Source organism: Saliterribacillus persicus (assembly GCF_003337485.1).
Lineage (GTDB): Bacteria > Bacillota > Bacilli > Bacillales > Amphibacillaceae > Saliterribacillus > Saliterribacillus persicus.
This window is the reverse complement of record NZ_QPJJ01000004.1, coordinates 115291-131055: the sequence shown is the minus strand read 5'-3', so window position 1 is coordinate 131055 and position 15765 is coordinate 115291. Positions and strand designations below refer to the sequence as shown.

14 protein-coding genes are annotated in these 15765 nt (G+C 36.8%); 8 read left to right on the top strand and 6 right to left on the bottom strand.

All coding sequences use genetic code 11. The features are described 5' to 3' along the window. From DFR57_RS06080 to DFR57_RS06065, 4 genes are all read right to left on the bottom strand, one after another. A complete protein-coding gene (locus tag DFR57_RS06080) occupies positions 1-651 on the bottom strand; it encodes a DUF4129 domain-containing protein (RefSeq protein ID WP_114352250.1) in 651 nt (216 codons plus the stop codon). Between the two features lie 12 nt (positions 652-663). Beyond that, positions 664-1563, bottom strand: a complete 900-nt coding sequence (locus DFR57_RS06075) for a hypothetical protein (protein ID WP_114352249.1) — start codon at positions 1561-1563, stop codon at positions 664-666. Between the two features lie 170 nt (positions 1564-1733). Further along, positions 1734-3173, bottom strand: a complete 1440-nt coding sequence (locus tag DFR57_RS06070; protein ID WP_114352379.1) for an MDR family MFS transporter — start codon at positions 3171-3173, stop codon at positions 1734-1736. A gap of 19 nt (positions 3174-3192) precedes the next feature. Then, on the bottom strand, positions 3193-4056 hold the full coding sequence (locus DFR57_RS06065) for a TetR/AcrR family transcriptional regulator (RefSeq protein ID WP_170132918.1): 864 nt from the start codon (positions 4054-4056) through the stop codon (positions 3193-3195). Between the two features lie 491 nt (positions 4057-4547). Here DFR57_RS06065 and psiE point away from each other — a divergent pair, with 491 nt between their 5' ends. Further along, positions 4548-4994, top strand: coding sequence for a phosphate-starvation-inducible protein PsiE (psiE, locus tag DFR57_RS06055; RefSeq protein WP_114352246.1), 447 nt, complete (start codon positions 4548-4550; stop codon positions 4992-4994). 550 nt (positions 4995-5544) lie between these two features. On the opposite strand, the gene pepT is transcribed toward psiE, so the two are convergent. Together pepT and DFR57_RS06045 are read right to left on the bottom strand one after the other, a co-directional pair. Continuing rightward, a complete protein-coding gene (gene pepT, locus DFR57_RS06050; RefSeq protein ID WP_114352245.1) occupies positions 5545-6774 on the bottom strand; it encodes a peptidase T in 1230 nt (409 codons plus the stop codon). Positions 6775-6797: 23 nt separating this feature from the next. After that, a complete protein-coding gene (locus DFR57_RS06045) occupies positions 6798-7700 on the bottom strand; it encodes a MerR family transcriptional regulator (RefSeq protein WP_114352244.1) in 903 nt (300 codons plus the stop codon). 215 nt (positions 7701-7915) lie between these two features. Here DFR57_RS06045 and DFR57_RS06040 point away from each other — a divergent pair, with 215 nt between their 5' ends. From DFR57_RS06040 to DFR57_RS06010, 7 genes are read left to right on the top strand one after another with little or no spacing between them, the layout of a single operon-like run. Further along, positions 7916-9445, top strand: a complete 1530-nt coding sequence (locus tag DFR57_RS06040; protein ID WP_114352243.1) for a phytoene desaturase family protein — start codon at positions 7916-7918, stop codon at positions 9443-9445. Next, positions 9442-10953 (top strand): phytoene desaturase family protein, encoded by a 1512-nt coding sequence (locus DFR57_RS06035; RefSeq protein ID WP_114352242.1) that lies wholly within the window; start codon positions 9442-9444, stop codon positions 10951-10953. Before DFR57_RS06040 ends, DFR57_RS06035 begins: the two co-directional genes overlap by 4 nt. Continuing rightward, a complete protein-coding gene (locus DFR57_RS06030) occupies positions 10895-11722 on the top strand; it encodes a phytoene/squalene synthase family protein (protein ID WP_245937402.1) in 828 nt (275 codons plus the stop codon). The genes DFR57_RS06035 and DFR57_RS06030 overlap by 59 nt, the downstream gene beginning before the upstream one ends. A gap of 21 nt (positions 11723-11743) precedes the next feature. Continuing rightward, positions 11744-12454: a carotenoid biosynthesis protein gene (locus DFR57_RS06025; RefSeq protein WP_114352241.1), complete on the top strand. Its 711-nt coding sequence runs from the start codon at positions 11744-11746 to the stop codon at positions 12452-12454. Then, positions 12438-13172, top strand: coding sequence for a lysophospholipid acyltransferase family protein (locus DFR57_RS06020; protein ID WP_114352240.1), 735 nt, complete (start codon positions 12438-12440; stop codon positions 13170-13172). Before DFR57_RS06025 ends, DFR57_RS06020 begins: the two co-directional genes overlap by 17 nt. Continuing rightward, entirely contained in the window at positions 13169-14290 is a 1122-nt protein-coding gene (locus DFR57_RS06015) for a glycosyltransferase family 2 protein (RefSeq protein ID WP_114352239.1), read from the top strand. The genes DFR57_RS06020 and DFR57_RS06015 overlap by 4 nt, the downstream gene beginning before the upstream one ends. After that, positions 14287-15765, top strand: coding sequence for a phytoene desaturase family protein (locus DFR57_RS06010; RefSeq protein ID WP_245937401.1), 1479 nt, complete (start codon positions 14287-14289; stop codon positions 15763-15765). Before DFR57_RS06015 ends, DFR57_RS06010 begins: the two co-directional genes overlap by 4 nt.

Below are 15765 nucleotides of genomic sequence, written 5' to 3'. Positions count from 1 at the left end.
TTATCCCCCCATTTCATTCTCTTTGAGCTGCGTAAGCTCTTGGAATTGTTTTTCTATCTGTCTTTTATACCTATTAAAGTGCTCTTCTGATATCGTTCGTTCACCATAAGTAACCTCTTCAAAATAACCTGCAAGCTCATAAAATGTTTTTGCTAATTGCTGGTTTTGTTGCTTCAATTCATCATGGTATTCCCAATTCGTTTTCCAAATTTTAGCCTCCACGAAATGAAGCTCATGTAATCGTAATAGTAATCCTAAGAATAAATGGCGTACAGCTTTTTTGTACGCCATATTTTTTTCAAAACGATTCGCTTCATTTAGGTGGTCAGAAGATGTCCAGTGTAGCTGATTAGATTGATTAAAAATCTGATCTTTTCTAAATTTCCTTTTTCGATAAATACCCCTAAAAAGAAAGAAGAACCCAATAAGAATAGCCAGGCTAGCAATGATGATAACAAGAATAATCAGCGTGTTACCAACGCCAGAGCTGGGTTCGAAATTAGTGAAGATTCTTGCTAATAAGTCTCCAACCCATGTCTTTAGCTGATCCCACAGTCTCTCAATAATACTTCGGTGATCCTCATAATAAATCTGGTATTCTTCTTTATCGGTAATTTCAATTAGTTTCTCTTTTGCTCCGTGGTCTACCATTACCCAACTCCTTTACTTTGCTTCGTATTCACCCATTAAATCATGTAAATCAGATGCACTATGTCGTTTGTGAGCATCAAAATACATAACTGCATAGCCAATAGCCATGATTAATCCTGTGGTTAGATTGACCAAGTTCATAATAACTGTGTATAACACACTGTAACCTAATAAAGTAACAGGCCACTGAATAGCAAAGCCAATAGCCGCTATGATTAATGAGAAGACAACATAAAGCCCAAAAAATTTCCAGGTTTGTCGTTTTGTAAGCTGCCAGCTCTTTAATAGCCCTGGTGCCACTCTTTCGTATAGTACTGCCGGTAAATACATACTCCAACGAGTAAATAATAATCCTAACCCTATGAAGAAGCTTAATCCAAGAACAATTCCTACTATGACACCAACGACTGGCTCATTAATCGCTAATATGGTTGTCACCATTGTAATAATCATGAGCGGGAAAAAAATAATAGCAAATAGTATTAACCCGATAAGTAAAGTACTCCAAAACATTGGCCAGTATCTTGTTAAAGATTGTTTTATCATAGATTTAGTGGTAAATGTTTTTTCGTTTCTTATGGCTCCAACTGCTAGTATTAATGCTCCTGTGAAGATCGGAATAGCAAAAAGTGCTAAAATACTAGAAATTATTGTTCCAATGTCTTCGACCAAAGTAGTATTTTCAATTGATTCAGCATTATTAATAAATTGATCAAGAAAAGTTTGACCGGGCTCTAAGGCAATAATTAGGTCACGGCCTCCAGCTATTAAACTAATAATTTGAATGAGATAGATTGGTGCCATAATGACTAGAGCAATCACAAATAATGGCACAAAATTATTTTTTAAAATGCGAAAAGTTTGGTCTAAAATTTGACCAAAGCTAAGTGGTTTTTGTAAATCTGTTTTCATATAAACAAAGCCTCCATTTTTTTATTTTATCTACCGTGTATTTTATCATGAACTTACAAATAATGTTAGATTATTCTTTTGTTTTCCTTAAAAAAAGAAGACGCAAAAATCATTAGCGTCTATTTAGGAGGTATAGATATATTCTCCCAATAAAAATTTTCTATATTAAACTAGGATACTACTTGATTGCTTGTGGCTTTATCTGTTTTTTTAGTAGTTAAAAAGAAAGATAATGCTAAGCCAAGAAAGGAGAGTACAGTTGCAAAGATAAATGCTTTGTTGTACCCAGAAATCATGGCTTGGTTTGCTACTTCAAGTGTTGCTTCCTTCTCGCTTAAACCTGTTAGATTTGAAGCAACGGGCTGGTAGGCTCTAGCAGTTGAAGTCATAACTGTAATTAATATAGCAGTTCCTATTGAGGCCGATACCTGCTGCATGGTATTCGCCATCGCCGTACCATGTGGATACCATTCCTGTGGTAATTGATTTAACCCCGCTGTCATAACAGGCATCATAGCAAGAGACAACCCAAACATACGAACAGCATAAATGACAACTAGAAAGCTATATGCTGTATCCATTGCTAAATTAGTAAATAGTAAAGTGGTAATGGAGACAATACCAAGCCCAGTTACTGCCAACCACTTTGCCCCTAAACGATCAAATAACATTCCGGTAATAGGCGACATGATTCCCATGATAATGGCACCAGGTAATAACATTAGACCGGATTCTAACGGGCTAAAGCCTCTCGTGTTTTGCATGTATAAAGGAAGCAGCGTCTCTGCACCAATTAGAGCCATTAATATGATCATATTCACCACAAGTGCTAATGAGAAGATGGGAAACTTAAATACGCGAAATTCGAGCATGGGTTTTTTCATTTTTAACTGTCTGAGAATAAAGACTGTTAAAATAATAGCGCCAGAAGCAATGATAATGATACCGGAAGTACTTAAGGATCCAGCCTCTGCCCCGTGACCACCAATACTACTAAAGCCATATAATAATCCGCCAAACCCAAAGGAGGATAATAGAATAGATAGAATATCAATCTTAGGATAAGTAAGATTCGTAACATTCTTTACAAAAATCACAGCAAACAAAATGGCTAACAGAACAATTGGTAGGACTACATAGAATAAAGATCTCCAAGAAAAATATTCAAGTAGCCAACCTGATAATGTTGGACCAATTGCAGGAGCGAATGCGATAACAATCCCAGCCATCCCCATAGCAGCTCCTCTTTTTTCAATAGGGAAAACTGCTAGCATTACCGTCATCATTAAAGGTAACATAATCCCAGAGCCTGTAGCTTGGATGATTCTGGCTGTTAAAAGTAATTCAAAGCTGTGTGACAAGGAAGCGATAAATGTTCCGAGTGCAAATACTGTTAATGCGGTAATAAATAGTTTTCTTGTAGTAAACTTTTCAATTAAAAATGCTGAAATGGGAATCATGACCCCGTTGGTAAGTAAAAAGGCAGTCGTTAACCACTGCACTTTATTTTCTAAGATGCCAAAATCATTCATAATTGCTGGTAAAGCGGTAGCGAGTAATGTTTCATTTAATAAACCAACAAAAGCACCAATTAGCATCACTGCTACCATAGGTCCTCGTTTGATTGAATTATTTATTTCTGTCACTTTCTTTTTCCCCCTGTATATATAGCTTCTCTAGCATTTTTATTTCTAATTGTATGGTTGTGAGATTCTTTAAATAACAGAAGACTGCTTCTATCAAAAAAGCATCTTTTGGCTCCTCTGTAAAATGAACAACTAAAAATTGTATACTATCCTCTATTTTTTTTCTTTCAATTGACGGTAGATTTGCATCCGTTACTTTGATTTGAATCTGCTTCAATAGAAAGCTTGTCTTATACTCTTTATCTGTATCTTCTAGCGCGGTTAAAAATGGCTGTGTTCCTTCTAAATTATCGATGAGTATCTCAAGTTGTGAGCTAATCCATATACTTAGCGCATCAATAGGAAGTGGCAAGGAATTGTACACAAAATACAGAATATATTCTTTCAAGATTCCCTCTAGTGTAATGGTTAGGTCCTCGATAAAGGGAGATACCTTCCCTCCAAATACAGACCGCAGCATGTCCTGATGGAGATGGATCAAAGTAAACCTTAATTCCTCCATAATGGATTTTATCGCTTCGTCTTCTTGATGGGGCATTTCAGTAAATAATACATTAAAAAATGATTCATGCTCTTCCCATGCTCGTAATTCTACTGCTATGTAGTCGGCTAATGTAAGTTGCTTATCTGACGTGGAGCGCTCAAGCTGCAGCAAATTAGTGGTTATCTTATCTTGGTAATCCTTTAACATGGTTTGAATTAAATCTGTTTTACTTGGAAAATAACGATAGAAACTTCCTTTTGAAATACCCGCCTCCTCAGCAATCTCCTGTACAGAGGTTTGTCTGAATCCTTTTTCTGAAAACAAAACGAGTGCTGCTTCCACAATATATTGTTTTTTACTCATAAATATCACCCCTATTGACTGATCGGTTCTTTTTTTATACTGCATGGTCACACCAAATAGTTTATGCATAATGAGAATAAATGTCAATCAGGAAAGAGTCTACTTTATCAGCATTTTTTCTTAATAAATAGATACTTTATTGAATCAACAATGCAAGGTATTGAACGAACTAGTAGGATTGTTTAATAAGAAATATATAATGGGAGTTGAGAAAATGGAGTGCAATAGGTACGAGTGCACCCGAAGAATCGGTCAGTTTTATTGCTGGAGAGAACAATTTGGATACCGTTTTCGACTATAAGGATACCCCATGCATCTTTCTTTACAGCTAATAAAAGCATGCGTAAACTGAACACATGCCCGTGTGAATTCACTATAGATTTAAAAGAATATGGTATCCAGTTACCGCGAAATTTATTGGATTATATGGAAGATGAATCTCGTTTAAAGGCTGTGATGATGATTATAAAGAAAGAAGAAGGGGTGTTAAAATGAGAAGAAAGTTTGCATACGTATTAAAAATGGCTCCGAAGTTTTTTCAAATCGTTTTGAATGTGTCTCTTCTTTTCTTAGCAGCAATTCTCTCATTTTTATTAGTACAAGAGCTGTTCGCTTTCTTTAATATATTATGGAGGGCTGGGGTTAATGATTATAAGGAATTTCTAGCAAGAATTCTTATCTTTTTCCTATACTTTGAGTTTATTGCAATGATCGTAAAATACTTCAAAGAGAATTACCATTTTCCATTAAGATACTTTTTGTATATTGGTATTACGGCAATGGTAAGATTAATCATTGTTGACTATGATCAACCCATAGACACATTAATTTATTCACTTGTGATATTGGTGCTCATTATTGGCTATTTCATTATGAATATTACACCACGCGAAAGACCAGAGGTAAATGCTTTGTTGAATAGGGAGAAGGAAGAGTAACTTCTCTCCCAAGCTCCAACAGAAAATACACACAAAAAATAACCACCTTGACTCTATTAAAGAGTTAAGTGGTCACTGATTTATTAGGTGGCAATAGAAGAATAATGTGATTTGTTGTTTCCAAGTTCTTTGCTGAACAGTACAACACTACTGTATAGCAGGAAAAACCACGATAAACGAAAGTGAAAGGCGGCGACTCCTGCGGGATCAGCACGTGTCCGAAGATCCACTTGGTAAAGTGTTTTTCTTTACCAAGTTAGCTGAGGCCGTGCCCCGTGGAAAGCGTCCGCCTGTAACGAGAGTGTATAATTACAATGTAAAAAACGGAAAAGTTAATATTGTTACCTAATAAGTAACCCGTCTTCGAAAAATATGCTAATAGTAGATTTCCACTTTCATCTATCAAAACATTATCGTGTGAATATTTTAGGCAACAAAAATGCCCATACACCGCGTGTATGGGCATTTGTACTACTATAGGATTAATCGGACTACAGTATAAGGAAACAAATGATTTCCTCCATAAACAGTTGCCGACAAGACGATTTTTCTAATTCTTAGAAAACAGTCTTGCAATTTCAACAATAGTTTCAGTAGCTTTTTCCATATTATTTACGGAGATATATTCATACTTACCGTGGAAGTTTTCTCCACCTGTAAAGATATTTGGTGTAGGTAGCCCCATATAAGAAAGCTGCGAGCCATCTGTTCCACCTCTTATAGGTTGGATCAATGGAGAAATACCAACATTTATCATTGCTTGTTCTGCTATATCTACAATTTCTTTTACAGGGATAATCTTTTCAGCCATATTATAATACTGATCAGTCATCTCTAGCTGAACGCGATCTTTTCCAAAAATAGCTTGCTGCTGTTCAACCAAGGTCGTTAAAAATTGCTTTTTTTGCTCGAATTTATCCCGATCATGGTCTCGAATAATATAGTAGACTTCCGCTTCTTCTGTAGAACCTTCTAATGAAATCATATGAAAGAAGCCTTCATATTCTTCCGTATGTTCAGGTGAGTCATGTTGTGGTAATTGATTATGGATGTCTATCGCTAACTTAGTCGCATGAATCATCTTACCTTTAGCTGTCCCAGGATGAACATTGTTTCCTTTAATCGAAATCTTTGCTGCTGCAGCATTAAAGCTTTCATATTGTAATTCCCCCAAAGGGCCCCCATCAATCGTATACGCATACTTAGCATCAAACCGTTTAACATCAAATTTATGTGGTCCGCGTCCAATCTCCTCGTCAGGTGTAAAAGCTACACGAATTCTACCATGAGGCACTTCCGGGTGCGTCTGTAAGTATTCTATTGCTAACATAATTTCAGCTATCCCTGCTTTATTATCTGCACCGAGTAATGTTGTTCCATCCGTCGTGATAAGCGTGTGACCAATATAATTCTTTAATTCTGGGTAGGTGGTTGGACTTAAGGTAACCCCCAAAGCTTCATTTAAGGCTATGTCTCCACCTTGGTAATTTTCAACTATTTGTGGGTTTACATGCTCACCAGTGAAATCGGTGGCTGTATCCAAATGTGCTAAAAATCCGATGGTAGGAACATCCTGCTCTATATTGCTAGGGATTGTGGCCATGACGTAACCATGCTCACATACCGATGCATCGTTAAGTCCAAGCTCATGAAGTTCATCCACTAATAAATGAGCCAATTCCCATTGGCCGTTTGTGGAAGGGCAGGATGGATTTGACTCATCGGATTGTGTGTTGATTTTTGCATATCGAACCAAGCGCTCGATTAACTTTTCTTTCATTTTCTTCACTCCAGCTCTAAATTCTATTCTACCTGTTTAAGTGTACTTTTCTCTAACCATTCTGTCCATTGCTTAAGACCGCCAGAGAGCTGGTAACGAATCAAATGACTCGGAAGGAAACGTGCACTATTACCACCAATAATAAATTCAAGTGGTTTTTTATAGTGTTCTTTTATATATTCGATCATTTCCTCCACTTCATTTACATGAGCTGGCATGGTGACGGATAAGCACATCAATTTTACTTGATTTTCCTCTAAGACATCTTCCAATTCTTCCTTTGGTGTATTTTCCCCTATAAATAATACAGGGTAACCACGACGTTTTAAAAAGAGGGAAAACAAAATTAATCCGATATGATGCATTTCATATGGAGGACAAATTGCGAGCACCGAAGGATTATTCGTGTCAGCTTCAAGCTCATTAAAATATTGGTAAATTTTCCGTTGGATATAGTGACTGATGAAATGCTCTTTCGCGACACTTAGATTGTTATTTTCCCAATCCTTCCCGACGTGAAAAAGCATAGGAACATATACTTGATGAAAAAAATCTTCATAGTCATAGGTTTCGATGGCTTGTTCTAAAATAGTTGTTGCTTCTTTCGTATCATACTTCTTTAGCATCGCGTAAATTTCTTCATGAAAATGATCTGCTTCTGTTACAGATAATGCTTTTTTAACAGGTTCATTGGAGAAGACGTCTGCTTTTTTCTCTTTTAATAAACGCATGGCTTCTTTAATCGAAACCTTATTTTCCTCTTTTTCTCTAATAACCCATAGCAAATCTTCAATATTTTCTTCACTGTATATTCTTGTTCCGCCTTCTGTACGCATAGGTTTGATCACATCGTAACGATTTTCCCACGCGCGTAAGGTGATGGGAGAAGTCCCTGTAAGTTCGGCTGCTTTTTTAATTCCATACACGCGTTATACACTTCCTTCCAAAAACTATATACTTTTTGTCTAAATCAATTATTGCGATAATTTCCTTATTTTGCAATGCTTATGGCAATTTTTATAAAAAAAAGAAAACAAATTCATGTAAAAATCTATACAAAAGTTATACAATTAGTATATAATACTTATATTAAGTTGTCACGGATTAATCCAAAAAAGATAGAAGGCAGCGATAAGAGAGGATGTTGGCGGTGACAAAAGCAATTGTGATTGGCGCAGGGCCTGGTGGTTTAGCGGCAGCAATGCAGTTAAGTGCAGCGGGCTATGAAGTAGAAGTTTTTGAAAAGCAATCAATAGTTGGAGGGAGAACTTCTCGTTTAACAATTGGAGAATATGCTTTTGATCTCGGTCCAACCTTTTTTATGATGCCTCAAGTACTAGAAGAAGTATTTACGAGAGTAGATCGGAATTTGCACGACTATGTAGAAATGAAAGAAATAGATCCATTATATACATTGAAATTCGGAGATAAGATATTCACCCCAAGTAGGGATCATCAAAAAACACGTGAGCAAATTAAGCATGACTTTCCTGGAAACGAAGAAGGCTATGATCGCTTTTTGAGAATAGAAGGGGAAAAATATGATCGTGTAATAAAATTATTAAAACAACCCTTCAGCTCTATTGGTGATTTTTTCACCAAAGATATGTGGCATGCCCTACCAAAGCTAAATGCGATGGATACAGTATATGGTCGATTATCCAAGTATTTTGATGATGAGAGGCTAAAGTGGGCATTTTCCTTTCAAGCAAAGTATCTGGGAATGTCACCATGGGATTGTCCAGGGACCTTCACAATCCTTTCATTTTTAGAGCATCGTTACGGACTGTTCCATCCGATAGGTGGTGTGAATCAAATTTGTGAAGCAATGGCTGAAGTTATAAAGGAATATGGTGGGAAAATCCACCTAAACACTGAAGTGAAACAAATTTTAGTCAAAGATAAGAAGGCATATGGGGTAGAGTTAGCGGATGGTACGGTGCATTACGCAGACGATGTTGTCATTAATGCAGATTTTGGATATGCGATGACAAAATTAGTCGACCAAAAGCATTTAACAAAGTACAAAGAAAACAAGCTTAACGAGAAAAAAGTATCTTGTTCGACCTTTATGGTTTATTTAGGACTAAAAGACAAGCTAGACCTTCCGCATCATATGGTTTTATTTTCAGAGGATTACAAAAATAATGTACGTGAAATTACAGAAGAATTAGTGTTATCAGAAGATCCTTCGATGTATGTACATAATCCAAGTGTGATAGACCCCACGCTTGCACCTGAAGGAAAATCGGCCTTGTATCTGCTCATGCCTGTACCAAATCTTGAAGCGGATATTGATTGGAACGAGATGTCTGAAGACGTGAAAAATTGGATGATTGATCGGGTTGCAAAAGAAGTAGGTAGAAGTGATTTGAAGGAATTAATTGAAGAACAGTATATTGTTACGCCACAGGATTGGCAGGATAAATATAACGTTTATAAAGGTGCTACCTTTAACTTAGCACATAGCTTAGATCAAATGATGTATTTCAGACCCCATAACAAATTTGAGGAAATTGAACACTGCTTTTTAGTAGGTGGGGGGACGCACCCTGGTAGTGGGCTACCGACAATCTTTCAATCTGCAATGATCAGTACAGATCTCCTAAAAGAACAATATAAAAGTAAGACATCACAAGCTAAGTCATATAAAAAGGGGTATGCCCAGTGAAAATCGGTATAGTAGGAGCAGGAATTGGTGGGTTGACTAGCGCACTTTTATTAGAAAGACAGGGGCATGCTGTCACCATTTATGAAAAAAATGCAGAGCTAGGCGGAAGAATTGCTTTTGAAACAAATGGTGAATTCACGATTGATCAAGGTCCAACGATTGTCTTATTACCAGAATTATTAGTAGAGATATTAGAAGAAGCTGGCGTAGAAAGGAATCAACTTGAGTTAATTCCGTGTGATCCACTCTATGATATTTTCTATGATAATGGTTTTAAAATGACAAAATGGCGCGATCCAAAAAAACAAGCTGAGGAAATAGAAAAACTGTTTCCGGGGGAAGGGAAGCATTTTACAAATTATTTAACCGATATGAAGCAAATCTATGAATTCGGATATGATGCATTTTTATCGAAAACGTTTCATAGGTTAAGAGATTTTTTAACAGTTAAAAATGTAAAATTCGTCGCAAAATCTAAATCCTACCGAACAGTCAGTACCTTTATGAAACGGTATTTTGATCATGATTACTTAAAACAAGCATATGCTCTGCAAAGCTTATATATTGGAGGCGCCCCGCATCGCGTTCCTGCACTGTACGGCCTGATCTCTTATAGTGAGCATGCCTTTGGGATTTGGTATTTAAAAGGTGGTTACGCGAGTTTAATTCCTTTACTTGAAAGGATTTGCACGGAGCGAGGGATACAGATTAAAAAACAACTCGAAGTAGAAGAAATCACAGTAAGTGAGCAAACGGTAAACGGAATTAAAACGAAAGAAGGCGTAGATTCTTATGATTCCGTAATTTTTAACGGTGAAGTTCCTTTTCTTGATCAGTTATTAAAGCAAAAAAGAAATCATTTTAAAAAGAAGAATTACAAGCCTTCTTCTGGTTGTCTTTTGGCCTATGTGGGTGTAAATAAACGCTTTGAAAATAGAGAGGCACATCAGTTTTTTCTACCAGAAGACTTCGATCAGCATATGAAGGATGTGTTTGATACAAAGACTTTTTCAAAAGAGCCATCGTGTTATGTATTTAACCCCGTTGCATTGGATAGTAAAGCCGCACCACCGGGTAAAAGTGTGCTTTACTTTTTAATTCCAACACCATCGAACACGCAGCTGGATTTTGAACAGGAAAAAGAAGCTATTATCGATAAGCAGCTAACTAGGGTAGAGAAGCTAGGGTTTGAAGGTCTTACTGAAAATATCGAATGGTTAAAGATACGTACACCACAGGATGCTTTGGCGAGTGGTCTTTATATGGGTGGTAGCTTTGGGGTAGCACCTGACTTAAATCAATCGGGAGGATTTAGACCCCAGATTGTTCATCCGAAAATTAAAGGATTATACATGGTAGGTGCTTCCGTTCACCCTGGAGGCGGAATTCCTATTGTGATGCAAGGTGCTAGATTATTAAGTCAACATATTACAGAATGGAGTGATCAACATGTTAAACCAAGCCTTCCAGACAGCATGCAAGAATATGATGAAAGAAGGGTCATCTAGCTTTTATCAGGCATTTAAATATTTACCGTCTCCGAGAAGAGAAGCAGTTTATATTATCTACTCTTTCTGTCGAATGATTGACGATTCTGTAGATGAGCCTGAGAAGTCTCCCTATACCTTGGAGGAATTAGAGGATAATTTTAATGCGTTAGAAAAAGCAGAAGGTCATTTTATCTGGCCGGCATTACGCTATTTATTTAACCATTTTACGATCTCAAAAGAACCCTTTTATACCCAGATTCGCGGCCAACGAATGGATTTTGTGAAACACTCGTATGATACCTTTGAAGAGCTAGAGGATTATTGCTATCACGTAGCGGGATCAGTAGGAGAAATGCTGTTGCCTGTGTTACACGATGCACCAACTACAAAAGTAACCAATGCAGGTATTGCTTTAGGTAAGGGTATGCAGATTGTAAATATCATACGAGACGTAGGAACTGATAAACGCCTAGGAAGAAGATATATTCCAAAAGAACTGATGGACAAGCATAACTATTCTATGGAAGAATTTAATCGTAATGTGATAAATGACTCCTTTATGCATATGATTGATGAATTGATGGATCAAGCGGATAAATGGTTTGATGATGGCTTAAAAGGGTTAGAAACATACCCGAAGGAAAGTGCCTTTTCTATCAAACTAGCAGCTGGGTATTATCATGAGATTTTAAAAGTAGTGAAAGAAAATAATTATGAAGTATACAGAAAACGCGCAATTGTCACTGCAAGAAGAAAAGGCAAGCTCTTTTTAGAAACTACGAATTAGGCAGGAAGGGTGTTCTCAAAGATGGATCGCGCGACTAAGCTATATGGTTTGTTTTTAGGCTGGTATAGTATTGGATTTGTTTTACAAGTGTTTTTTACCGTGCCAGACTGGTTGCAGTTTTCCAATAGCATCTTTCTTCTCTTATTTGCTCTGGCTGCTGTATTCGTATTTGGATCAACAAAAAAGGAAATAATCGTGGCAATAATCATTGGACTCTTGACGTACTTTATTGAAGTATTAGGTGTGCTGACTGGATTTCCATTTGGAAGCTATGCCTATTCAGATACCTTAGGTTTAAATGTTTTAGGAGTGCCCTTCACACTTGGCTTTGCATGGCTTGGTGTTATTTATACAGGATTATTAATGGCTGATCAGCCAACTATTTTTAGACGTGCGATAGAAGTTGGCGTTTGGGTAGTCTTGCTTGATTTAATTCTTGACCCCGCAGCTGAAGCTTTGGGCTTTTGGCACTGGAATAATGCAGGTGTATATTACGGCATACCCACGACTAACTTTATTGCTTGGTTTATTATAGGTGGTCTTGTCACATTCATGGTTCCTAAAAGGACATTAACGCTTTATCAACAGAAAAGAGGAAAGCTTCTATTTCAATTAATGGTTCTTTTATTTGGGATACTCGGGGTAAAGACAGGTTTACCTTTCGTGTGGATCCCAACCATTATCCTCATGTTGATAGCAGAAGGTAGGTATTTCTATGCTAGAAGCAAATAAAAGTAAGTCGTTTCAACGGTTGTTTTACCATTATCAAAAAATACATTTAATAAAAAGGCATTTTTCTGTTGTTTCTGTCAAGGGAGATATAGATGGAAAGCCTGATGCTCCAACGATTTATTTTTCGAATCACAGCTCTTGGTGGGATGGGTTGTTAATTTTTCAAATGACCGAAGCTTTTTCTAGGCAAGAGCATTATATTATGATGGATGAAAAAGGAATGAATGATTATCGTTTTTTTAGGAAAATTGGTGCTTTTTCTGTAAATAAAAAAAGTCCAAAGGATATCTTACGGTCGTTAAACTATGCAGAAAAATTACTTTCAGAAAAGAACGCAGTATGGCTATTTCCTCAAGGGAAAATTGAGCATCCCCTTCAAACACCATTTACGTTTGAGTCAGGCTTAGGTCACCTCATTCAAAAATGTGACAACGTACAACTAAAACCTGTAACCCTTCATTACTATTTTACAGAAAAACAAAAACCGGTAGCGGCTATTTGTGTAGGAGATGCCATTCGTGTAGATGGTAAAACGAAAACAAAAAAAGAATGGACTCTGTTTTGTGAAAATCTTCTGAACATGCAGCGAATTGAACAGATAAATGACTTAACATCAGATCCGGATTTACCCTTCCAATTTCCATATAAAAAAATTGGGAAAGAAGGGAAGTCAACTAGTGATCGCTTTGATCAGATTTTTAAAAGGGGTAGGACATGAGTATCTTGTTGTATGTAATCGTTATACTTTTACTTTTACAGCTCGCATTTATAGTAACCAATATCCTTACTATTCCAAAAATAAAAAAAGAGATAAACGACGCCGCGTTTACAGAAACGATTTCTGTTTTAATCCCTGCTAGAAATGAAGAAAGAAATATACAAGCTTGTTTAGAAAGTGTACTGAATCAGAGCTTCAAGCCGCAAGAAATTGTAGTGTTAGATGATCAGTCAGAAGATAAAACCAATGCTATTATCCAGTCCTTAATAGATGAAGGAAATACAATAAGAATGCTTGAAGGAAAAGATTTACAGAAGGACTGGAAGGGCAAAAATTTTGCCTGCAAGCAGCTCGCAGATCATGCGAGTGGGGATTGGCTTTTATTTTTAGACGCGGATGTGCGTCTAAAAAAAGATGCTATCAAGCAATTGCTACCACAGCTGAAAAAACAAAAAGCAGGGATTGTTTCAGGATTTCCTAAGCAAATTGTAAAATCGAAATTAGAAAAACTACTTGTACCAATGATGATGTTCGTTATTTATTGTCATTTACCGATAAAGCTGGTACAAACATCTAAAAATAAAGCATTCTCCGCCGCACATGGCGGTTTTATTGCTATTAAAAAAAGCAGCTATCACAAAATTGGAGGTCATGCTGCCATCAAAGCGGAAATGGTCGATGATATGGCTTTGATGAAACGAGTGAAGCAATACGGCTTACCTGCTACACTTTTAAAGATTGATCCGTTTGTTTATATGCGTATGTATTTTTCTTCAAAGGAAGTATGGACAGGCTATCAAAAAAATATTTTTGCAGGGATAAACCATAATGTGGTCCTTTTTATAATGCTGAGCTTATTTTATATGATGCTTTATTTTCTTCCAATCATAACGCTTTTCACATACATCTATAACTTAGAGATCGTTATCTTGTCTTTTTTTGCAATCATCTTAGCAATGCTTTCTAAGGGTATTATTGACCGTGCACATGGATTACCTTTTTATTATGGAGGCACGATCGCACTTAGTATTCTCTGTCTTGTGTCACTAGGATGCAGTGCAATCATTAAACACTACCGCAAGTCAGGATTTGAATGGAAGGGAAGGCGATACCATTGACAGAAAAAATAATCATTATCGGTGCTGGATTAGGCGGTTTAGCTACGGCGGTACGTCTTTCTTATCATGGCTATGATGTAGAAATGATAGAAAAAAATACGGTTCCTGGTGGGAAACTGCAATTCAGAGAACAAGAGGGTTATCACTTTGATTTGGGTCCAAGCACGCTTACGATGATTGAAGTGTTTGAAAATCTGTTTCAATCATGCAATCGGAATATACATGATTATCTAACCTTTTATCCTATAAAGGATGGAACGAGCAATTATTTTCCGGATAATAGTATCGTTCAATTTAATCAAGATATGAAGCAGGTGCAAGAAGACATAGCACGATACAGCCAAAAGGATGCAGACAACTACCCTGCCTTTTTAGCAGCCAGTAAAAAATTCTATGATATCGCACAACGCAACTTTCTTAATCGTTTATTTCTTACAACCAAAGATAAAATGTCTCCTATATTAATGATGAATCTTTTAAAGGTGAAGCCATTTACGCATTATCATGATTGGCTAAAACAATATTTTTCACATCCGAACACCCTTCAATTATTTGGGCGCTATGCAACATATGTAGGTTCCTCCCCTTATTCCGCTCCAGCTATATATGGGATGATGTCACACATTGAAGCGGGCTTAGGGGTTTACGGGATTAAAGGAGGAACCTATCAGCTTGTTCGCGCTTTAGAGACGTTAGCGTTAGAATTAGGTGTGAAGATTCACTATCAAGAAGAAGTAGAGAGCATTGCTACCGAATACCAAAAAGTAGTAGGAGTAAAAGTTAACGGCAAGTTAAGAAAAGTAGACCAAGTTATTGGCAATGTGGATATGCTGACAGTGTATACGAAACTATTAAAGAATCATCGAATGGATAAAAAGATTGCGAAACTGGAACCTTCTTTATCAGGTTTTGCGTTGCTTCTAGGTGTGAAAAAAAGGTATGATCAATTAAAACATCATCAGGTCTTTTTTGAAGAAGCGTATGAAAATGAATTTGAATCCATTTTTGGTACAAACACGTTGCCAGCAAATCCTACCATTTACATTTGTAATGCCAGTTATTCTGACGCATCGCTAATTCCTAATGAGAATGCGAGTAATTTATTTGTGTTAGTGAATGCACCGCACCTATCAGATATGTATGATTGGGAAAATTATAAAGAAATTTATGCAAAAAAGATATTAGAGCGCTTGGAACAGCTAGGCTTGACGAAACTAAGAGAAAATATTGAATATATGGAAATCATGACCCCAGAAGATTTGAAAAAAACAACGGGAGCGCATTTAGGAACCACCTATGGACCGTCGTCCAACTCATTTTCCCAAGCCTTTTTTCGTATACCGAATAGGGACAAGGTCTTCAAGAATTTATGGTTTGTAGGCGGATCTGTGCATCCTGGTGGAGGCACACCAATTGTGACCCTATCTGGTGGGTTAGTGGCAGATGAAATTATCCGAAAATCAAAAAAGGGATGA